General features: G+C 39.8%; 17 protein-coding genes. 13 read left to right on the forward strand and 4 right to left on the reverse strand.

Annotation, left to right across the window (positions count from 1 at the left end):
* Window positions 1-167: 167 nt before the first annotated feature.
* The 7 genes from H6G26_RS26615 to H6G26_RS26645 all read left to right on the forward strand — a co-directional run bounded on the left by H6G26_RS26615 (window position 168) and on the right by H6G26_RS26645 (window position 5,358).
* Window positions 168-383 (forward strand): hypothetical protein, encoded by a 216-nt coding sequence (locus tag H6G26_RS26615; RefSeq protein ID WP_190732837.1) that lies wholly within the window; start codon window positions 168-170, stop codon window positions 381-383.
* Complete coding sequence (locus tag H6G26_RS26620; protein ID WP_190732839.1) at window positions 380-655, forward strand: hypothetical protein; 276 nt, start codon at window positions 380-382, stop codon at window positions 653-655. The genes H6G26_RS26615 and H6G26_RS26620 overlap by 4 nt, the downstream gene beginning before the upstream one ends.
* Before the next feature lie 165 nt (window positions 656-820).
* Window positions 821-1,363: a hypothetical protein gene (locus tag H6G26_RS26625; protein ID WP_242053877.1), complete on the forward strand. Its 543-nt coding sequence runs from the start codon at window positions 821-823 to the stop codon at window positions 1,361-1,363.
* 12 nt (window positions 1,364-1,375) lie between these two features.
* Window positions 1,376-2,092, forward strand: a complete 717-nt coding sequence (locus tag H6G26_RS26630) for a hypothetical protein (protein ID WP_190732841.1) — start codon at window positions 1,376-1,378, stop codon at window positions 2,090-2,092.
* A gap of 25 nt (window positions 2,093-2,117) precedes the next feature.
* Window positions 2,118-2,666 carry a hypothetical protein gene (locus H6G26_RS26635; protein WP_190732843.1) on the forward strand — a complete coding sequence of 183 codons (549 nt, stop codon included), beginning with the start codon at window positions 2,118-2,120 and terminating at the stop codon, window positions 2,664-2,666.
* Window positions 2,663-4,462 (forward strand): ATP-binding protein, encoded by a 1,800-nt coding sequence (locus tag H6G26_RS26640; RefSeq protein WP_190732845.1) that lies wholly within the window; start codon window positions 2,663-2,665, stop codon window positions 4,460-4,462. The genes H6G26_RS26635 and H6G26_RS26640 overlap by 4 nt, the downstream gene beginning before the upstream one ends.
* A gap of 224 nt (window positions 4,463-4,686) precedes the next feature.
* Entirely contained in the window at window positions 4,687-5,358 is a 672-nt protein-coding gene (locus H6G26_RS26645) for a response regulator transcription factor (RefSeq protein WP_190732847.1), read from the forward strand.
* Between the two features lie 356 nt (window positions 5,359-5,714).
* Here H6G26_RS26645 and H6G26_RS26650 read toward each other — a convergent pair whose 3' ends face one another.
* Complete coding sequence (locus tag H6G26_RS26650; RefSeq protein ID WP_190732849.1) at window positions 5,715-6,032, reverse strand: hypothetical protein; 318 nt, start codon at window positions 6,030-6,032, stop codon at window positions 5,715-5,717.
* A gap of 234 nt (window positions 6,033-6,266) precedes the next feature.
* Here H6G26_RS26650 and H6G26_RS26655 point away from each other — a divergent pair, with 234 nt between their 5' ends.
* Together H6G26_RS26655 and H6G26_RS26660 are read left to right on the forward strand one after the other, a co-directional pair.
* Entirely contained in the window at window positions 6,267-8,333 is a 2,067-nt protein-coding gene (locus H6G26_RS26655; protein ID WP_190732851.1) for an Eco57I restriction-modification methylase domain-containing protein, read from the forward strand.
* Window positions 8,333-9,553 (forward strand): DNA cytosine methyltransferase, encoded by a 1,221-nt coding sequence (locus tag H6G26_RS26660; RefSeq protein WP_190732853.1) that lies wholly within the window; start codon window positions 8,333-8,335, stop codon window positions 9,551-9,553. Before H6G26_RS26655 ends, H6G26_RS26660 begins: the two co-directional genes overlap by 1 nt.
* Here H6G26_RS26660 and H6G26_RS26665 read toward each other — a convergent pair.
* On the reverse strand, window positions 9,473-10,318 hold the full coding sequence (locus H6G26_RS26665; RefSeq protein ID WP_190732855.1) for a hypothetical protein: 846 nt from the start codon (window positions 10,316-10,318) through the stop codon (window positions 9,473-9,475). The two genes, H6G26_RS26660 and H6G26_RS26665, sit on opposite strands and share 81 nt — an antisense overlap.
* Window positions 10,319-10,624: 306 nt before the next feature.
* Window positions 10,625-12,355, reverse strand: coding sequence for a hypothetical protein (locus tag H6G26_RS26670; protein ID WP_190732857.1), 1,731 nt, complete (start codon window positions 12,353-12,355; stop codon window positions 10,625-10,627).
* Between the two features lie 382 nt (window positions 12,356-12,737).
* On the opposite strand from H6G26_RS26670, the gene H6G26_RS26675 reads away from it, so the two are divergent.
* Entirely contained in the window at window positions 12,738-13,307 is a 570-nt protein-coding gene (locus H6G26_RS26675) for a site-specific integrase (RefSeq protein WP_190732859.1), read from the forward strand.
* 39 nt (window positions 13,308-13,346) lie between these two features.
* Here the strand turns inward: H6G26_RS26675 and H6G26_RS26680 are convergent, their stop codons facing one another.
* The gene (locus H6G26_RS26680) at window positions 13,347-14,927 is read right to left on the reverse strand and encodes a HEPN domain-containing protein (protein WP_190732861.1); all 1,581 of its coding nucleotides are present in this window, start codon (window positions 14,925-14,927) and stop codon (window positions 13,347-13,349) included.
* A gap of 182 nt (window positions 14,928-15,109) precedes the next feature.
* Between H6G26_RS26680 and H6G26_RS42835 the strand changes: the two genes are divergently transcribed.
* The 3 genes from H6G26_RS42835 (at window position 15,110) to H6G26_RS42840 (ending at window position 16,486) form a co-directional block, all read left to right on the forward strand.
* Window positions 15,110-15,268 (forward strand): hypothetical protein, encoded by a 159-nt coding sequence (locus H6G26_RS42835; protein WP_242053878.1) that lies wholly within the window; start codon window positions 15,110-15,112, stop codon window positions 15,266-15,268.
* Window positions 15,269-15,282: 14 nt separating this feature from the next.
* Window positions 15,283-16,107: an IS5 family transposase gene (locus H6G26_RS26690; protein WP_190732863.1), complete on the forward strand. Its 825-nt coding sequence runs from the start codon at window positions 15,283-15,285 to the stop codon at window positions 16,105-16,107.
* Between the two features lie 217 nt (window positions 16,108-16,324).
* Window positions 16,325-16,486: a hypothetical protein gene (locus H6G26_RS42840; RefSeq protein ID WP_242053879.1), complete on the forward strand. Its 162-nt coding sequence runs from the start codon at window positions 16,325-16,327 to the stop codon at window positions 16,484-16,486.
* The last annotated feature ends 126 nt before the right edge of the window (window positions 16,487-16,612 follow it).

Consider the following 16,612-nt stretch of genomic DNA (forward strand, 5'->3'; position numbering starts at 1 on the left):
AAACTGCTTCTCACCGATGACCTGACCTCTGCTGTGACTTGGATTTTAAGGGCTTACTTTCGAGATAAAAATTCACTTTGCTGTCAGCACAAGCAACAACCTGCTCTAACTGACCAGTCCCAACCCGATAGCTTAAGTAACTTTGAGGATTTGTTCGTAGCGTAACCATGAAAATCAACAAAACACTTGGATTCTCTGTTGCCACTCTTAGCTTTCTAGCCCTTGGCTACTTCGGAGTGCAGCACTTTGGTAGAAATAATATGTTCACGATCGCCGCAGCCGTGGGGGGTGCAGGGGCCATCAGCTATGTACTTCAAAAGCCGAGTCAGCCAGAAGCGCCAGCCGCACCAATCAAAACCCAAAGGAAAGGAAAGAAGTCATGAGCGACCAAGAAACCATGCAGACACAGCCAAGCCTAACGACCACCGAAATAATGACCATCATCCTGGGTTGCGAACAAACTCTAAGGTTCGTGCAAGCATCGCCAAATTACAAGCAAATTGAAGCATCGGAGCGGTTCAGTACATCGAATGACCTAAAAATGGGCGATGCCGTTCAAGCCTTGATGGAGATTCACGAAGCGATTCTAAATATCGAGTTTTATTCGCAAGTTGAGGGACAAACTTATGCTTTCAACGACAGCCTTACAGCGTAACCACCTCTATGAATTCCGTGGTCAACAACTGCGCTATAGCCACCACTCTAATTGTCGAGTCAATGCACCTTTCATTTTCAATGACTCTAAGGGCAGGCGTAAAGAATTAAGCCAGAACCAAGTGCAGAGAGAGGTTTTTGAACTTGTTGAGTTTTGTGAGAACTGATGATGAAGCGATTGCACCGACGACCAATCATTGCAATCGCCCCACTCCGGGACGTATCTCTCGCCGCAAAAACGAAAGTACATAAGGATCTTAACAGCATGGCACTTGATTACAAAAATCCCAACGATTGGGGCAAATCACCTCTGACTGACTCCGCCCTGAGATTAGAGCAATTCAAAGCGGAAAATCCTGAACAATGGTCAGCAATGATTGAGGCAGATATTCAGGCACTCTCCACACCAATATTCGAGAGTGAAGATTACCCACCCTTTACCGGGACGGAATTTCTAGCAACTCATTCAACCATTGATGACCATCCATACTCTGCTGCATTTGGTCAATTCTTGGGTAATGGGATTGACCCTGATATTGCAAATATCTTGGCGTTTGGTTCTAACCGATTTGATTTAATCTCTGATGATTTTGACGACCCCGTAAGGCAATTAGCAACGAGAATTTATAACCGATTTGAAGAGATGGGCTATTGGGATGAATTGCCCCAAGGGTCGAGCGATATCGACTACGACAACATACCTTATTAGGAGAATAGCGCAATGGATTTTGCAATACGTAATCCGGTAGTTGGTCATAGTTCCCACATTGATGAAAAAGCACAATCTTGGGGAGGATTTGAGTCTGATATTCTGGGCTATCTCTCTGATATAAATAAGCTCGAACAATTCGCTGATTATGCGAATAATGCCCAAGAGTTAAGTGACAGACTAGAGCCATTCTTAGACAATGCCAAGGTCGTCTTTGAGGCGATGGAGAAGCTGACCAAAGGGCAGGTAACTTGGACGGAATTAAGAAAGCAATATGGTTCTCATGTTGCGGGTGCAATTGGTAAAATCCGTAAACTTAACGCTGAATTTGACAGCGAGATGAGTAAGATAGATGCCCAAGATAGAGCCGACTTGTTGCGGATTGACCAGAAACGTAAACACGCTTTAACTGAAGTTGCAGCCCAATTACACCATGATTTGCAAGCAGAACTGTGGCGGCATGAAAACAAGATTAGCGGTATAGAAAATAGGCAAGTTGTACAAGCTGAACGTCAAGCCATCACAACAGGGCTGAGAGAGAAACGCCAACAACTTTTAGCCCGTGCGAGGTATGGGTCACGGGCGCTGGAGCCAACCCAAACACCCCAGGAAATCATACCAATTCAATCCCAAAATCATGCACCAGCGTCTAGTGTTTCAGCAACAGGAACAGTTCGCGGTTGGGGTGCAATGCTGGGTAACTTGTGGAACAAGCTGGGCGACAGATAACTATTAGTTGAAAGGACACAGGCTGATGCTAGTAAGGAAACGAAATGAAGATCCTCATAGCGTCAGCCCTTTTTCAATGGAAGGGCTGGCACAAACACCACAATCAACTAAGCAGCATCAACAACCCGAACAGTTACCACCACTGCCAGAAAATAACAGAGGTAGAACATTTAGACGTGCTGGTAATGCTTGTGAAATCGTCGCTGGCAGTTGCTTGAATAGTGCAGTAATTTTTACCTTTCATCTATTGCAAGTTCACCCAGTTGGAATGTTTCTTGCAGTGGGTACTGCACACCTGTATTTTACTGCCACTGCAACAGGTGAAGGATTTAATAATTTCGTCACTAATTTAATGACTGGTTGCAGTGCATCACTGGCTTTATTGTGTGCGCTATCTGAACCGATTAGTGAGTGGAATGAAGCTCGGACTTCCACACAAACAGCTAATACTTCAATTGAAAAGGTGTATCAGCCAAAAACTGCTGAATCTTCAAGTTGGATGGATGGTGCAGGAGTGGGCATATTTCTAGCGATATTAATGCTTTTTCTATTTGGTGGCAGGAGAAGTAAGTGAATTATTTAAGTGACAAACATAAAACTTTATCAGAGTCGCAACAATCGGGTTTAATGTTGTGGTTTGGTCGTCTGCCAATGGACAAGAAAGCTGTTGCAATTGGGCTGAGTTTGACTGTGGGTATTAGCTCGGCTGCGATGGCTTGGAAAGGAACCAGCAGCGATCGGATCTACTTCTGCATTAAAACCCCTTTGAAAACATTGGTGTGTCAGGACAAAGATAACCGTCCTTTTCGCATGACCCCCCATTACTGGGAGCAATGGCAGTTAGAAGGAATGCCGCGCCAAGTAGTGCGTGACCCAGCTATGGGCGTTAATGGGCTGGTGAAAGCTACCAACCCATATAAGCCGTTGTGGGCGTTTGGTGGATTCCTGGGGTTTGCGCTTGCTGGGTGGATGCTGAGGCACTGCCAGTATGAGGAAAAGCAGAAAACAATATTTGAAGACATCGCCCAAAAACGGGATGCTGCAAAAGCAGAGATGGCCGCACGTTCCGAGCTACTAGAGAGTTACCGAGACGTTGCGATCGCAGAAGTCCAACTACAAGCCGATTTAGATTTGATAGCCAATGATCGTACTGTTGACATCCAAAAAGCCGAGATTTACGCCCACACTGAAATTGAAGTTACCCAAATGGAGGCATCCGAGGCTATCTTTGAGGCGCAAACCGCAGGCATGACCGAAGAACAGAAGGCAGATTACATCAAACAGCTGCGTGAGATGAAAACGCCCTACTTGCAAGGGAGTCAGACTTTACAGGGGACGATTGACCCCAACGATAAAGTTACTGGATCTGAGCCAGGAGCAATCGCACCACAGGACAATAAAACGGCATGGGTGCAAAACCTAATTAAACAAACTGCCCTAATTTGGGGCAACCAAGGGGGCGGTAAATCTTGGCTAGCCCGTTATGTAATCCAACTCAAAAAACAAGCCGGCTACCGTGTGATTGTCCTTGACCCCGACTCGAACCGTAGTGAATGGCGAGGAGTTGAAAGTTATCATTCTTGGGACGAGATAGAACAGCAGATCCGCAATTACCTAAAAGAATTGGAATCAAGATTAAAAACTTTCAATGATTCTTCTATGAGTGAGTCGCAATGGCGGCAGAAACTTTGGGCAGAAGGCAAAGCTTTATCTCTAATTTGTGAGGAGGCCACCACATACGGCGATTTCATTAAAGATGCAGAACTGTTAGACAAATTCGGCAAGCTGGCACTGACCAAAAGCCGTAAACAAGAGATGCCCATTACTGTCGTAGCTCATAACAACACCCAGACGTGTTTATTCGGCATTAAGGGATTACATAATCTTGTTTCTAAGATGCTCCAAGTTGAATGTTTGGCAGAAGTAGATCCAGTTACACTACAGCCCTCATCGACGGGGAAAGCTAAGGTAAAACTCGACAGTTCCAACGAATGGCTTGATGTTAATCTGCCCAAAATGACAGTGAAAATATCTGACTTTAGCGACGCTCTCCCAGCAGAATCTAACCCCAATCCCCCCATTGACAAAGCCACTTTAGAGCGCATTTATGAACTGGAATTCAATCTTGGTAATAAAGCAGGTGATACCCAATCTGAAGCGAACAAACTATCACCAATGGCGCAAAAACTGTATGAATATCTCACCAGGACTGAACGAATTGAAGCTGATGTAAGAGAGTTTAAGGGCAATTTTAAAGTGAACGGTGAGAGATTTAGTGTTGAGCAAATCAAGGGCTGGATGTATGAAATTGTTGGAGCATCTTTAGCAGACTGGATAGGCGAGGGTGTTATCAGGCTCAATCAAATTTGACTGCGATTGGTGTCTGGTGTCTAGCCCCAAAAACGCCCTTTTTTAGCGGACACAGGACACCAGACACCACAGATACCAAAGCTCAAAACCCTTATCTAGCATAGACACCAGCAGACACCCACCTAGACACGACCGAGACACCCAGTGTCTACTACGTGTCCGCTAGACACCAATAATAAATAACCTCATAAACAGCCATTTATTATTAGAGGATTATCAATATCATGCTGAGAATAGTAATTGTTGAACCAGAAACATTCACACTCTTAGGCATCAAAGGCGCTATTTCACAATCTCCAGATATAGAAGTAACTGGTGATGCCACCAGTGGAAAGCTAGGGTTTCAGTTAATTGAACAGACTAACCCTGATGTTGTGTTAGTTGATTTACTCTTACCCGACATGAGTGGTTTAGAACTGACTAGCTCAATCAAAAGGAAAACTAATAGTAAAGTGGTGATTTTTACTAATCAAACTCATTCAGACTTTATTAAGTCAGCTTTTCGTCATGGGGCTGATTCTTATATGCTCAAAAGTGCTGATGTAGAATTGATTGAACTAGCCATCAAGAGAGCTTACTCTGATGAATGCCTGCTTGACCCGAAGCTGGCTAAAAAACTGTTAAAAAACCTTGATAAAAATAGATATATTGACCCTAGTTTTGCTGACAAAAACTTGCTTGACTCTCCCACCGAGCGACAAATACAAGTCCTGCGTTTACTGGCTCAGGGTTTAGGTTTTGAACAGATTGCCAAAGAAATGTTTCTCTCTGTTAGTACAGTCAAACGTTATGCCAGTGATTTGTACAGTAAATGGCACGTTAAGAACAGTTATGAGGCGATAAAAAGAGGGGCGATGCTTGGTTATATTGACTATAACTTGATTGTGAATGAATGATTTATCGGTGAGGAGAGCGAGAAAATTAAGTCGGGGAGTGGTGGTAGTTAACTTTTCTCTATCTTCCTTCTTAAGAGCGGCTGGCTACCTACCCATGTTCATTACCCTTCTTAAAAAAAAAGCCTTTGGTGATGATAGACAGAGATTTTGTCGAACATAGGGTATGAGAATCATTGGAATCGAAAACAGGGGTTAGCTGAAAAGTCTTATTGCATAAGGATTTTATTGAGGCGTGTACTAGCTCATTTAGATAATCACAAAGTAACCTTTAACGATAAATCAATGGTTTTAAGCACCTAAAAACTTTTGTAGTATTTGTGTAATGCGGCTTATCTCGGTTTTCTGTTCCGATACTACTAATACCCCAACTCCCCCAAGCGTTCATTGACTTCCTGCTTAATCTCATTGATCGCTGTTGTTAAATAGACGGTATGCTCTTCTAATAAATCTTTCATGTGCTGGGAGTTAGCGACCGCAGCCTCAACTTCCAGCTTTATCAATGTCCGAAGGTCTACAATGTCTACAGTATTGTTTACACTGGCAGTTCCTCCTAAAATACTCCTGAGCAGCCTTGCAGCAGTCTGATTCAGCGATTCACTACTTTCAGCCTGTAAAGCTTTTAGGGCTTGAATTTCCAAATCACTTAGGCGAAATGAAATTACTGTGCTACTCATAGTTTAAAGTTTTGTTTACATTATGTTATGTACATAGTAGAATCCTGTATACAATTATGTAAACAAAATGTTGACAATATTGTATATTTTTGTCTACAATGTGTATACATATTGTAGACAATACAGGTAAAAAAATCAATCACAGCGTAGTTAACTCAATAATATATTTGATAAAACGCTTAAAGAGCTAACCAGTCTAAACTAAGCTATCAGCTTGCACTGTCGTATTTTTGTATGAGAACTTTCATAAATAGCAGTTGGATTGAATCTTCAGAAGTTGAGGTACAACTAGCTAAGTTAGTCGCGCAGTATTTATGTGTCCAATCTAAAACTGACAAAGAAATTTGTTTAATTTTAGAAGGGCTTGCTTTATTCCTATCCAATGAGGGGCAAAAAAACCCTTGGCTGATTAGCACTCTAGATGAGCTTAACAAGCTATTTTTTCACTTCGCACAAATTAAAAAAATAGATTTAAAACAGCAATTTCCAAGTAGTAAAACAGATTTAACATGCAACTTTTTTAGTAGATTATTCAATGAAGTTGAATTAATTTCAGGAAAAAAACAAGACCAAGGAATTGTTGCTACGCCGCCTATTTTAGCAATTGATATGGTCAGGCTAGCCGCAGCTTCTTGGCTATTAGAAAATTCCAATATAACTGAAGCTGATATTATTAAAGTTATTTGGCATATAACTCCTATACCTTTAGATTCTATTCAGAAAGTACGTAAACTTTTACAAAAAGTTATCTGGTATGACCCCTGTATTGGTGGCGGAATATTTCCGCTGGCCATTCTATTACTATTTGCCCAACTTAATATTCCTATTAATACTCAATTACTAAGGAATATTAAAGGAACAGAATTAAGTTGTGTGGCAGTTACTGCCTCTTGTATCCGTCTTGCATTTGCTATAAGTAATTTGAGTGGTGATTCTTACGAATCTGTTAGAGCGAGTCTATCTTCATGTTTTTATATAGGTAATGCACTAAATTTTTTTACTGAACAAATTACATTCCAGTTAGAGCCAAATGATCAAAATAATCAACTGGTAGATATTGTTGTTGGTAATCCTCCTTACGTTCGTGCTAATCGAATTGATAGAAATACTAAAAACTATCTTAGAAAGCTATATCCATCAATCTATAGTGGGTCAGTAGATTTATATAATTATTTCATTGCACATGGCATTTTAGCATTAAAACCTCAAGGAACACTTTGTTTTGTTTCTCCAGCCAGCTTCCAAAAGAGTAAATATGGAAACGCTATAAGAAACTTTATAAGTAAGTGCGCTACACTGAAATATTTATTTGATTTTGATGAATTACAAATTTTTGAGGATGTGAACATACATACAAGTGTGTATGTTCTAAACAAAAATTCTCAACAGGGCGATTACCGTACATACGCCTTTCGCAACTTACCGGAAATTTCTCCATTATTTTACGGACTTCAAAACGCAGGCTTAATGCCATGTGAGAATGCAAGTGTAGAAGGATGGAGTATTAACTATGCTGAAACAGAAAGCCTTTTAAAAATTATTTGTAAGAACACTACGCCCTTAATATACTATGCTGGTAAAATTCTCTCCGGTATTAAAACAGGTTGTAAAAAAGCATATTTTCTATCCCAAACTGAAGCACAGCAATTTTTGCTTGATCAAAATAGCGCACAGTTTCTAAAACCTATGCTGCGTCCTGTAGGCATAAAAACATGGCAAGCTAAATGGGATGGAACATATCTTATCCTTGTTAGAAAAGGGGAGATAGTTCCACAAAATTCTAAAGTGATGGAACACTTGCTTATATATGAAAAATTACTTCGTAATAGGACTGATACCCGTGGTCATCCAACTTGGTATGGATTACGAGAATGCGAATATTATCACCTTTTCAATAAGGCAAAAATTATTTTTCCTGACATCTCATCCGAGTGTCGCTTTGCTATAGATTTAAATGGGTATTTAATTCCCGATGGAGCTTTCTTTATTCCTTCCAGTGACTATTTCCTTCTTGGATTACTAAATAGCTGTATCGCCCGTTTCTACTTTCGTAACCGATGCAATAGCATAGGCAATCCTCATAATGGAGGGCGTTTACGTTTCAAAAAAACTTACATTGAAGAGTTCCCTATACCTAAACCTCTAGAAAACAATATCCACTTATGTCAGGAAATTGAACATCTATCCCAACTATTAACAACCAACCCAGCACATTCAGGTATTATCGAAAGAATCGATTATCTTAGCTTAAAGCTCTACCGCATACCCGAAAAATATTGGACAATACTGTCTAGAAACTAATGCAAATAAAGCACATCAATTCTTCTTCATACTATCAACGAATCAATCAGTCATCGCCCACCTGTATTGACCTGTTCTGTGGTGCGGGCGGATTAACTTTGGGTTTTTGCCAAGCAGGAGGTATCCCTGTAGGAGCAGTCGATTCTGATAAGATAAGCATAGCAACTTACCGTCAAATGTTTCCTATGTGCCAAGAGGTACATTGCGGGAGTATCGAAGCTTGGCAACCTAACACAAAAATTGAACAGGTTGACGTTGTTATTGGTGGACCGCCGTGCCAAGGGTTTTCGCAAGCTCGTGGTCTGCGCTTTGTTGATGATCCCCGTAATCATCTCTACAAACACTTTGTACGCCTTGTGAATCACTTTCAACCAACGTGGATTGTGATGGAAAACGTTCCAGGCATTAAGAGTATCGGTAAAGGGGTAATTCTACAGCAAATCTATGAAGATTTTGAAGCTATTGGATATTGGTTAGATTGCAAAGTTATAAACATGGCAGATTACGGCGTTCCACAGTCAAGGAAGAGAGCCATTTTTGTTGGCAGCCGTATAGCAACATCTTTTAACTGGCCTGAGCCAACCCACCATCCAAGAAAAAAAATTATTTCTCCAGATGATTCTACTCAGCTTTCCCTATTCGAGAATAAGCTACCCTATCAGTCTGTTCTTGATGCTTTAGGAGATTTGCCGTGGCCAATGGGTCAGTATTTTTCCCATCGAGCCAACTCACAAATGCGTGGCCCACGCAACCGCAAGGTTGATACGGAACCTGCATTTACCCTACGCATCCGTGGAGACGAATTTGCACTATGTCAATTTCCGGCTCAAGGGGCTTTCATTCCAGGGGCGTTACCGGATGTGGATTTCGTGTACAGGTACACTACAAATTCATTTCAACAGATGATGCGAGAAGAACCACCCGCTTGGATTGAAGGGTATGTACAACCTCCAGTTTGTAATAGAGCTATCGAGGAACTGATAGGAACACGCCGTTTGGCTGTTCGGGAACAAGCTCGACTTCAGACCTTTCCAGATTGGTATACATTTACTGGCAACCCTTACGCTCAGGGAAAGCAGATTGGGAATGCCGTACCACCACTATTTGCTAAACAACTATTTGAAGCTATCTTCAAACAGCTAGGCAATTCCAAACGCATCCAACGCCAAATTTGCGGCACGACGGAAAGCATACTCCAGGAGGTTCTCGTCAGTACATGATAAAGGTATTGTGGCTTTCAACCATTTGCATGGAGGTATTTCATTTCCAGTTACTAAAAATACAGGTGGAGAAGCACTGGAGGTAGAAAATATCCTAATATATCCCTCCAATTGAGCGTTTGCAATCGATAAACTTTTGTTAACACTACATTCCATAATCCCGGCTATTGGCAGTTGCAAACCTTCTTCTGGGATGCGATACCGACATCTTACAACTGGAGAATTCAGTACCCTTACTTGTCCTGAAATTGAAGTATGTTCGCTGAGTTTAAAGGAAAAATCAAGACATGTATCTTGCTGGGTCAGCTTTGGAAAAGTTTCTTGTGGATGACCTGGAAGAATCAGGATGTCTGGACGTTCTTGGTAATCAACATTTGCCATCACTTGGTGGTATGAGCAGCCTTCTCGAAACATACTGTAATATTGGTCATTTTTTGATAACAGTATTTTCGGGATAAAGGCTTGAAGAAATCGATCTTTTAGATTATGTCCTTGTCTTGTTCCTGAATGGCCAGGCTGTGCGCCATGATGTTTGGGAATTTCATTACGTAAAGGAAACAGACTAGCACCCATTGGTAAATTTAGAATCGGAAATGAGTATTTCCATCCACGTATCTCAGCTTGAGCAGCTAGAGCAGCCAGCATCGTCCACTCAAACGCACTACCGTCTTCCAAAGGTCTTGTCCAAATATCTTTCCATAAAAAGTTATCCAAATACCCATCAATAAGACGAGTAGCTATTAATGACAGCAGTTGAGCTTGCATAATTAAATTTTAAAATGGTTTTGTAGCAGTTTACTCCAAAAAAGATAATGTCTATTTTTTTGTGTTCTACTCGCGAACTTTTTATTAAATACTCTTGAGATAAAGGTTTTACTCTTGGCATAGCACTTTGTAGCAGCTTAGTTCCCTTTCAATACCTTTGGGTTAACATGCCTAACACATCTCTTCGTTGAGGCAGCAGAGGTGCAGAGGGAGGTTTTCTTCCTTCTGCACTCCTGCTCCTCTGCATCCTTGCCTGCATTCAAAAATAAATTTCTTATCCGAAAAGTACTGAGATCCCTTAGCCTTTTAATGTGACAATTCATCTAGAAAATCTTTTAGCTTTTGGATGGAAAAAAACACATCCCAGCCAGATGTAACAAGTTTTCTAATCGCATATTCCGGAGGTGACAAATTAGTATCCATATCGACAAACATTATCATAGGCAAGCCTGGGTATCGCTCTAGAAACTTACTACCCTGATACTCGAATTTTGTAGTAAGCCCAACATAAGATTCTTCTTTAACTCGCCTTGCAAACTCTTGCCTTCTAAAAAATTTGCCTTTTATAATAGCCAACGGATAGTTATTAACTCTACTACAAACAACTTTCATATTTTCGTAAGCATTTATATTAGCACTACTGAAATGTCTACAATATGAAATTGGAAGAGGGAGGTTAACACTACGAAAATTTAAAAGTTGATAATAATTAGACAACGCTTCTTCTAAGTATAAAAAACTTGGTTTAATATTAGTGCCATTTATACTTTCAAATTTACGTGAATTTTTTAAAATTTGTAAAGCATAATTACTAATTAATCTTTTATAGAGATCGATAGGTTCTTGTATATTTGAGTTAATGCAATTGGACGCTATTTTTTTAGAAATAGCTTCAACTAGATTTTGTTTATGCTTACCTTGATAAAGATTATGTTCTGTTACACCCAAAATATCTATATCTTGAACATAATTAACGGCACTGTCTGTATGAATTCTAAGGAGTAATCTTCTGTTGATGAGGTGAACATCATCAGATGAGTTCCAAAGCTCACGAATATAATCTTCTAGGCTGTTATAACCATTTGGAGCTTTCTGGTGCTGCTGTATCCACTTTTCCCAATTCGCCTCAGCTTCAAGAGCAACAGATAAAAAAGGTTTTGTCTGCAATAGACGCTTCAATGTACGAAGCATGATGGGATCGCTGGTTTCTTCACCAAGCATGATTCTTCCGGCTGTGCCTTTGATGTTCTCACCGCCCTGTTTAGCTGCTTCTAAAGTAGCGATCACAAGTTTTTGCCTAGTTTGACGTAAATGATTGAGTAAATCAGCTTGCTTATCCGCCAGTTCACTACTAGGCAACCCTGCTAAAAACCATTTATACAGGTGATGAAACATAGTATTAATAAAAATGCCAATTTGAGAATTCACATCACTCCGCACCTGTTCTAATTTTTTGAAAAAAAGCTGCTCCGTCCTTGCATTTGTAGCTAACTGGTCAAGCTCTGCAAAGAGTCTGTTACTTTCGATGCTGTCATCTGGATACAGCGAGAGATCGTAAGCACAATCTTTAGCAGTCTTGAACCAATCGTAAGTATATTTTGCAGATCCTACAGTAAAATGAATAGTCCGAAATGTAACATTTTCCTCGCGTAGCCATCTCCTTAAGCCAAGACCTTCTATTAGAGTCTCTCGAATTTCATAGGTTTTATTAGGCTCAGGTTTGCCAGTTTTATTCCCTTTGTAGCAGGTAAGCTGTACCCATAATTGGAGAGAACCTTTGATCTTAGCAATAGGCTTTACAATATTGAGTTCTATGTAGTGATCAAAAATGTCCCTGCAATCGTCCTTTTCAAAAAGAACCTGGGCAATAGGTGGCGCTGGATTTGCTATGTAACCATCTCTATGTAGTTTTTCAGCAAATATCTCAAGAATATACCCAATCAAAAGTTCAGCTTGCTGATTGCGAACAGTTGCATGGGTTTGAACGGACATATGAGATGGCATAAAATGGTTTGTTCTACCAACGAAAATATCCAATTATACACGCCAACTAAATAAATTCAGGGTTATTCTTCTCCATAACAGTAGGTTTAGGGGTAAGTGTAGACGCTGGTGGAGAGAAAATTGATACCGGTTTTGATAGCAACGATTGATCAACCAGGAGTATAGAAGCAGTATAGACAGTTGAGCAAGCCGCAACATGAGCAAATCATACTGGTGCGGATCATACCTGCAAGTGGTAATCGCGTTGCAAACATAAGCTAATTTTATCAGCCTACGGAATAATGCGGGTTGTAGCGTTCATGCTTTCGGGCTGATTGATAAGTCTGGGTTAATCGGGTGCAATCGCTCACGAAACATTAGGCTTTTCGCTCCCTTACATTGTGTTTCTTGCATTAGACAATGTAAGCTAGACCCTATGAAAATCAACCGGTTCGGCAGGGCAGAGATCCTTACCCCTGACCAAATTAATCTCCTATTTAACGAGGGCTTTGTCAACCCACGCGATCGGGCATTGTTTGGCGTGTGCCTTTATGCTGCTTGCCGGATCAACGAAGCTTGCACTTTGGCAGTGAAAGATGTGTTTGGCAGCAACGGTGTCAGAGGGGTGTTAGTATTACGCAGCGTGAACACCAAAGGCAAGCGGGACACCAGGGAGATCCAAGTGCATCCGAAGCTCAAGCAGTATTTAGAAGAGTACAACCCCAACCGCCGCAAAGAGTTCTTGTTTCCCGGTCGGCATGGGTTGTTACATATTCACAAGGTCAGCGCCGATAAAATTCTCAGAGATACCTGTTTGCGGCTGGGGATTGAGGGCGTTAGTACCCACAGCTTTCGGAGAACTGCGTTAACCAGGATGAGCGATGCTGGGATACCGTTGCGCCACATTCAGGAGATATCGGGGCATCGCACGTTGGCAGCTTTGGAGCGTTACTTGGGTGTCACCGAAAAGCAGAAGCAGAACGCTATCTCTGCTTTGGATTTTTGAATATTTCTATATAATCTTAAGTTTTTATGAGTTTCAGATTTACCTCTTTTTAGAAATAATTGTTTTTATAGCCAAATCCTTCAAACCTAGCTGTTTGAGTAAACAGACTTCTAGTATTACCTTCAATTTTCTACTTAGGGCTAGCAAAATTTTTCCAGAAGCTACATATTCGTCTTCCTCGGAAGATAAATGCGTTAAATAATTTCTTGTCTTTCTAATCTTCTTGAGAAACTCATTCTGCTCTTCCAAAGATGCAAAAAAATTGTCAGGTAAGCAGGATCTGTACTCACTTATTATTTCTTCCAGTCGTTCTCGTAAAGAATAATTATTTAAATGTGAAAGCTTCTCTTCTTTTAAGATTCTTTTATATTCTCTTAAATCTAAACTTCCTTCTCCGCTTTCTAAAGAAATAGAATCTGGAATGGAATTTGCAGCTTCCTCCAATCTTTTCCGTACTACTGTTTTGTAAACCTTTTTGTCAAGGTATCTTCCATCATGTGCAAGACTATGAAATGCTTCTATTGCTTGAGCAAGGCTTAGAAAAAAATCATTAATATGTCGCTTCGGGATGTATGTCAATCTCAGATATAAATCTATAATTGACTCTAATTCTTTTGAATTACGTTCCCAAAGACTTAAAAGCTCATTAAACTGTTCTTTTATATCTCTAAAGCTAAATAAAACTCTTTGTGGGTCAAACTTCGCATCTAAATTATCTAATTCTCCAACTTGGAAATATATTTCAATTGGAACTAGTTTCTCCTTTTCTTCTTCAACAGCTTTTAACTCTTCGCCAAATTCATGTATTTCAAAGCCTAAGTCGCTTTTTGCAATCCGTTCTGGTTTTATCAAGCCTGTCATTAAAGCAAAATCAAGATGATTAGGTATGTTCAACTCTTTTTCTATGACTACAATGCCTGATTGGATTTCATAGGGATAAGTCATTTGACCAGATGCAAAAATCAATAGCTCTTGAAATAAGTAGATAACATCAATAATATCCTCTAGGCTTTTTTCAGCATCTGCTTGAATAATGATAGATTTTCTCTCTTCAAGGGAGATTTTTCTACCTATATTACCAAATAAGCTAGCTATTTTTAGCCTCTCTAATTCAACTGGCTTATCAAAAAGAGTCAATGAAAAGTCTGACAGCTTACCAAGTTCAATAGGTTCTAGTGTTATCTGTTTTATATTTATTTCTTTAACTTGATTTTGCTGTTCGTTAGTAGACCAGTTTACCTCAAAATTCGGTAAGTCTATCCACTCTTCTAGATTGTTGTATCTTAAAAATACACCTTTTAATAAAATTTCTTCTAATAATTTAAAGTGATGTCCAATAAGTAAATATTTTGCATAAACTTTACTAGTTTGAATACCCGTTTTGAAGCCTATCGGTTGATAGCAATGACAAAGTGTAACCTTTTTACCATTAACTAAATATCCATTGATGATGTCAAACTCTATTCCGCGAGGAATTGTCTTATCAAACTTAATTTCCTGCAATTCAGCGAGCAGATAGAGCTTTGGAGATTCATCAATGGAAAATGTGAGTCTGCCGGATACTTTCTTTTCTGGATTATCGGGGAGGAACCAAACGCCATCTTCTTCGATACTCTTCATCGCTTTACCCTACACAAAAAATTTTGTATTAAATTTCTAGGAGACATTTGAATATTACATTGGCATAACCAAATCTCTTCACTATTAAATCGCAAAGCCCGTTATGCTCACCGCGATTATACACTCATGTTGATGATGTTTCGCCACGGGCTGAGGCTTGCGGTTTGCGCTGGGATGCGGTGATGTGGAGCGAACGTCAGATTTTCATCACCAGGGAAAAGGGCAGTGACTCTGGGGTGCATCCCTTGAGAGATGATGAACTGGAATTGCTCAAACAACTCAGAAGAACTCTTGCAAAAGTATTTTGTGGTATGATTAGGAGTTTGGCAATTTGTGATTAGGACTTTGAGGAGCAGTGAAAATAGAGAAAGCCAAGCAGCTTACTGCAAAAAAATTTAAGCGAATGACTGGAGTGAGCCGTAAAACCTTTGAATTAATGGTTGATGTGGTTAAAGCTGATGCTCAAAAGAAGAAGAAGCCTGGCCGCCGTCCTAAATTAATTATTGAAGACCAAGTTTTAATGGTCATCCAATATTGGAGAGAGTACCGGACTTACTATCACATCGGATTAGATTTTGAGCTTTCAGAATCTGCGGTTTGCCGAATAGTTTTTAAAATCGAAAATATTTTAATTAAGTCCAGAAAATTTAGTCTACCGGGGAAAAAAGAATTATGGAAAGTATCATCTGAAGAAGATTTAGTCGTAATGGATGTTACCGAGAGTCCAATTGAAAGACCAAAGATTGGTCAAAAAAGATTTTTTAGCGGGAAACAGGGAGAACATACTTTAAAGACGCAAGTAGTAATCTACCAAAAAAGCAGCCAAATCATCTGTTTGGGGCATGATAAGGGAAAAATCCATGATTTTCGCTTATTTAAAAATAGTGGAATAAAATTTGGAGAATTAATTAAGGTAATAGCGGATAAAGACTATCAAGGAATTGCTAAGATTCATCAATTAAGTGAAACACCAATTAAAAAACCAAAAGGAAAAAAGTTGACGAAAGAACAGAAAAAATACAATCGGGAACTCAATCGATTAAGAATTGTTGTTGAACACGTAAATCGTCGTCTAAAGATATTTAAAATTTTGTCTGATAGATATCGAAATCGTCATCGACGTTTTGGGTTAAGATCGAATTTAATTGCGGGAATTTATAATCACGAATTAGCCATATAAATCGGATAAAAATTGGATAAAAAAATTGAATTAATCAAATAATTTCAGTATTAATCAATGACTGAAATGATGTTTGCTGCCATCTTCTTAACTAGCGATCACCAGATAATACTTGCTAGAAGAAAATGATAACCTCTTACTATTTTAATGTCCCAAAATTGAAATTAAAATAACCTTTGATTATACCACAAAATATTTATGCAAGAGTTCTAGAGAAATGTTGCCAGATAGCAAATATATCTTCGTTTCCGAGCGCGGTGAGGTGATGTCCACTGATGCGGTGCGAAAGCTGCTTGGGCGACTGGCACCATCGCAATTAGCGCCGTCAAGAGTTATTAACTATCACCCAAACAACTGCATCGCTATCTTGGGGTCATAACAGTTTGCTAAAACAAACTGTTCTGCAACAGTCTGTATTTCTCTTGAGGAAGCTTCCCACTTCGCCCAAGGTAATTTCATTTGCCCTGGCGATGTCTTCTTCCCCTTACCCTTGATGACCTTGGGT

The sequence above is a fragment of the Nostoc sp. FACHB-888 genome, assembly GCF_014696655.1.
Lineage (GTDB): Bacteria > Cyanobacteriota > Cyanobacteriia > Cyanobacteriales > Nostocaceae > Nostoc.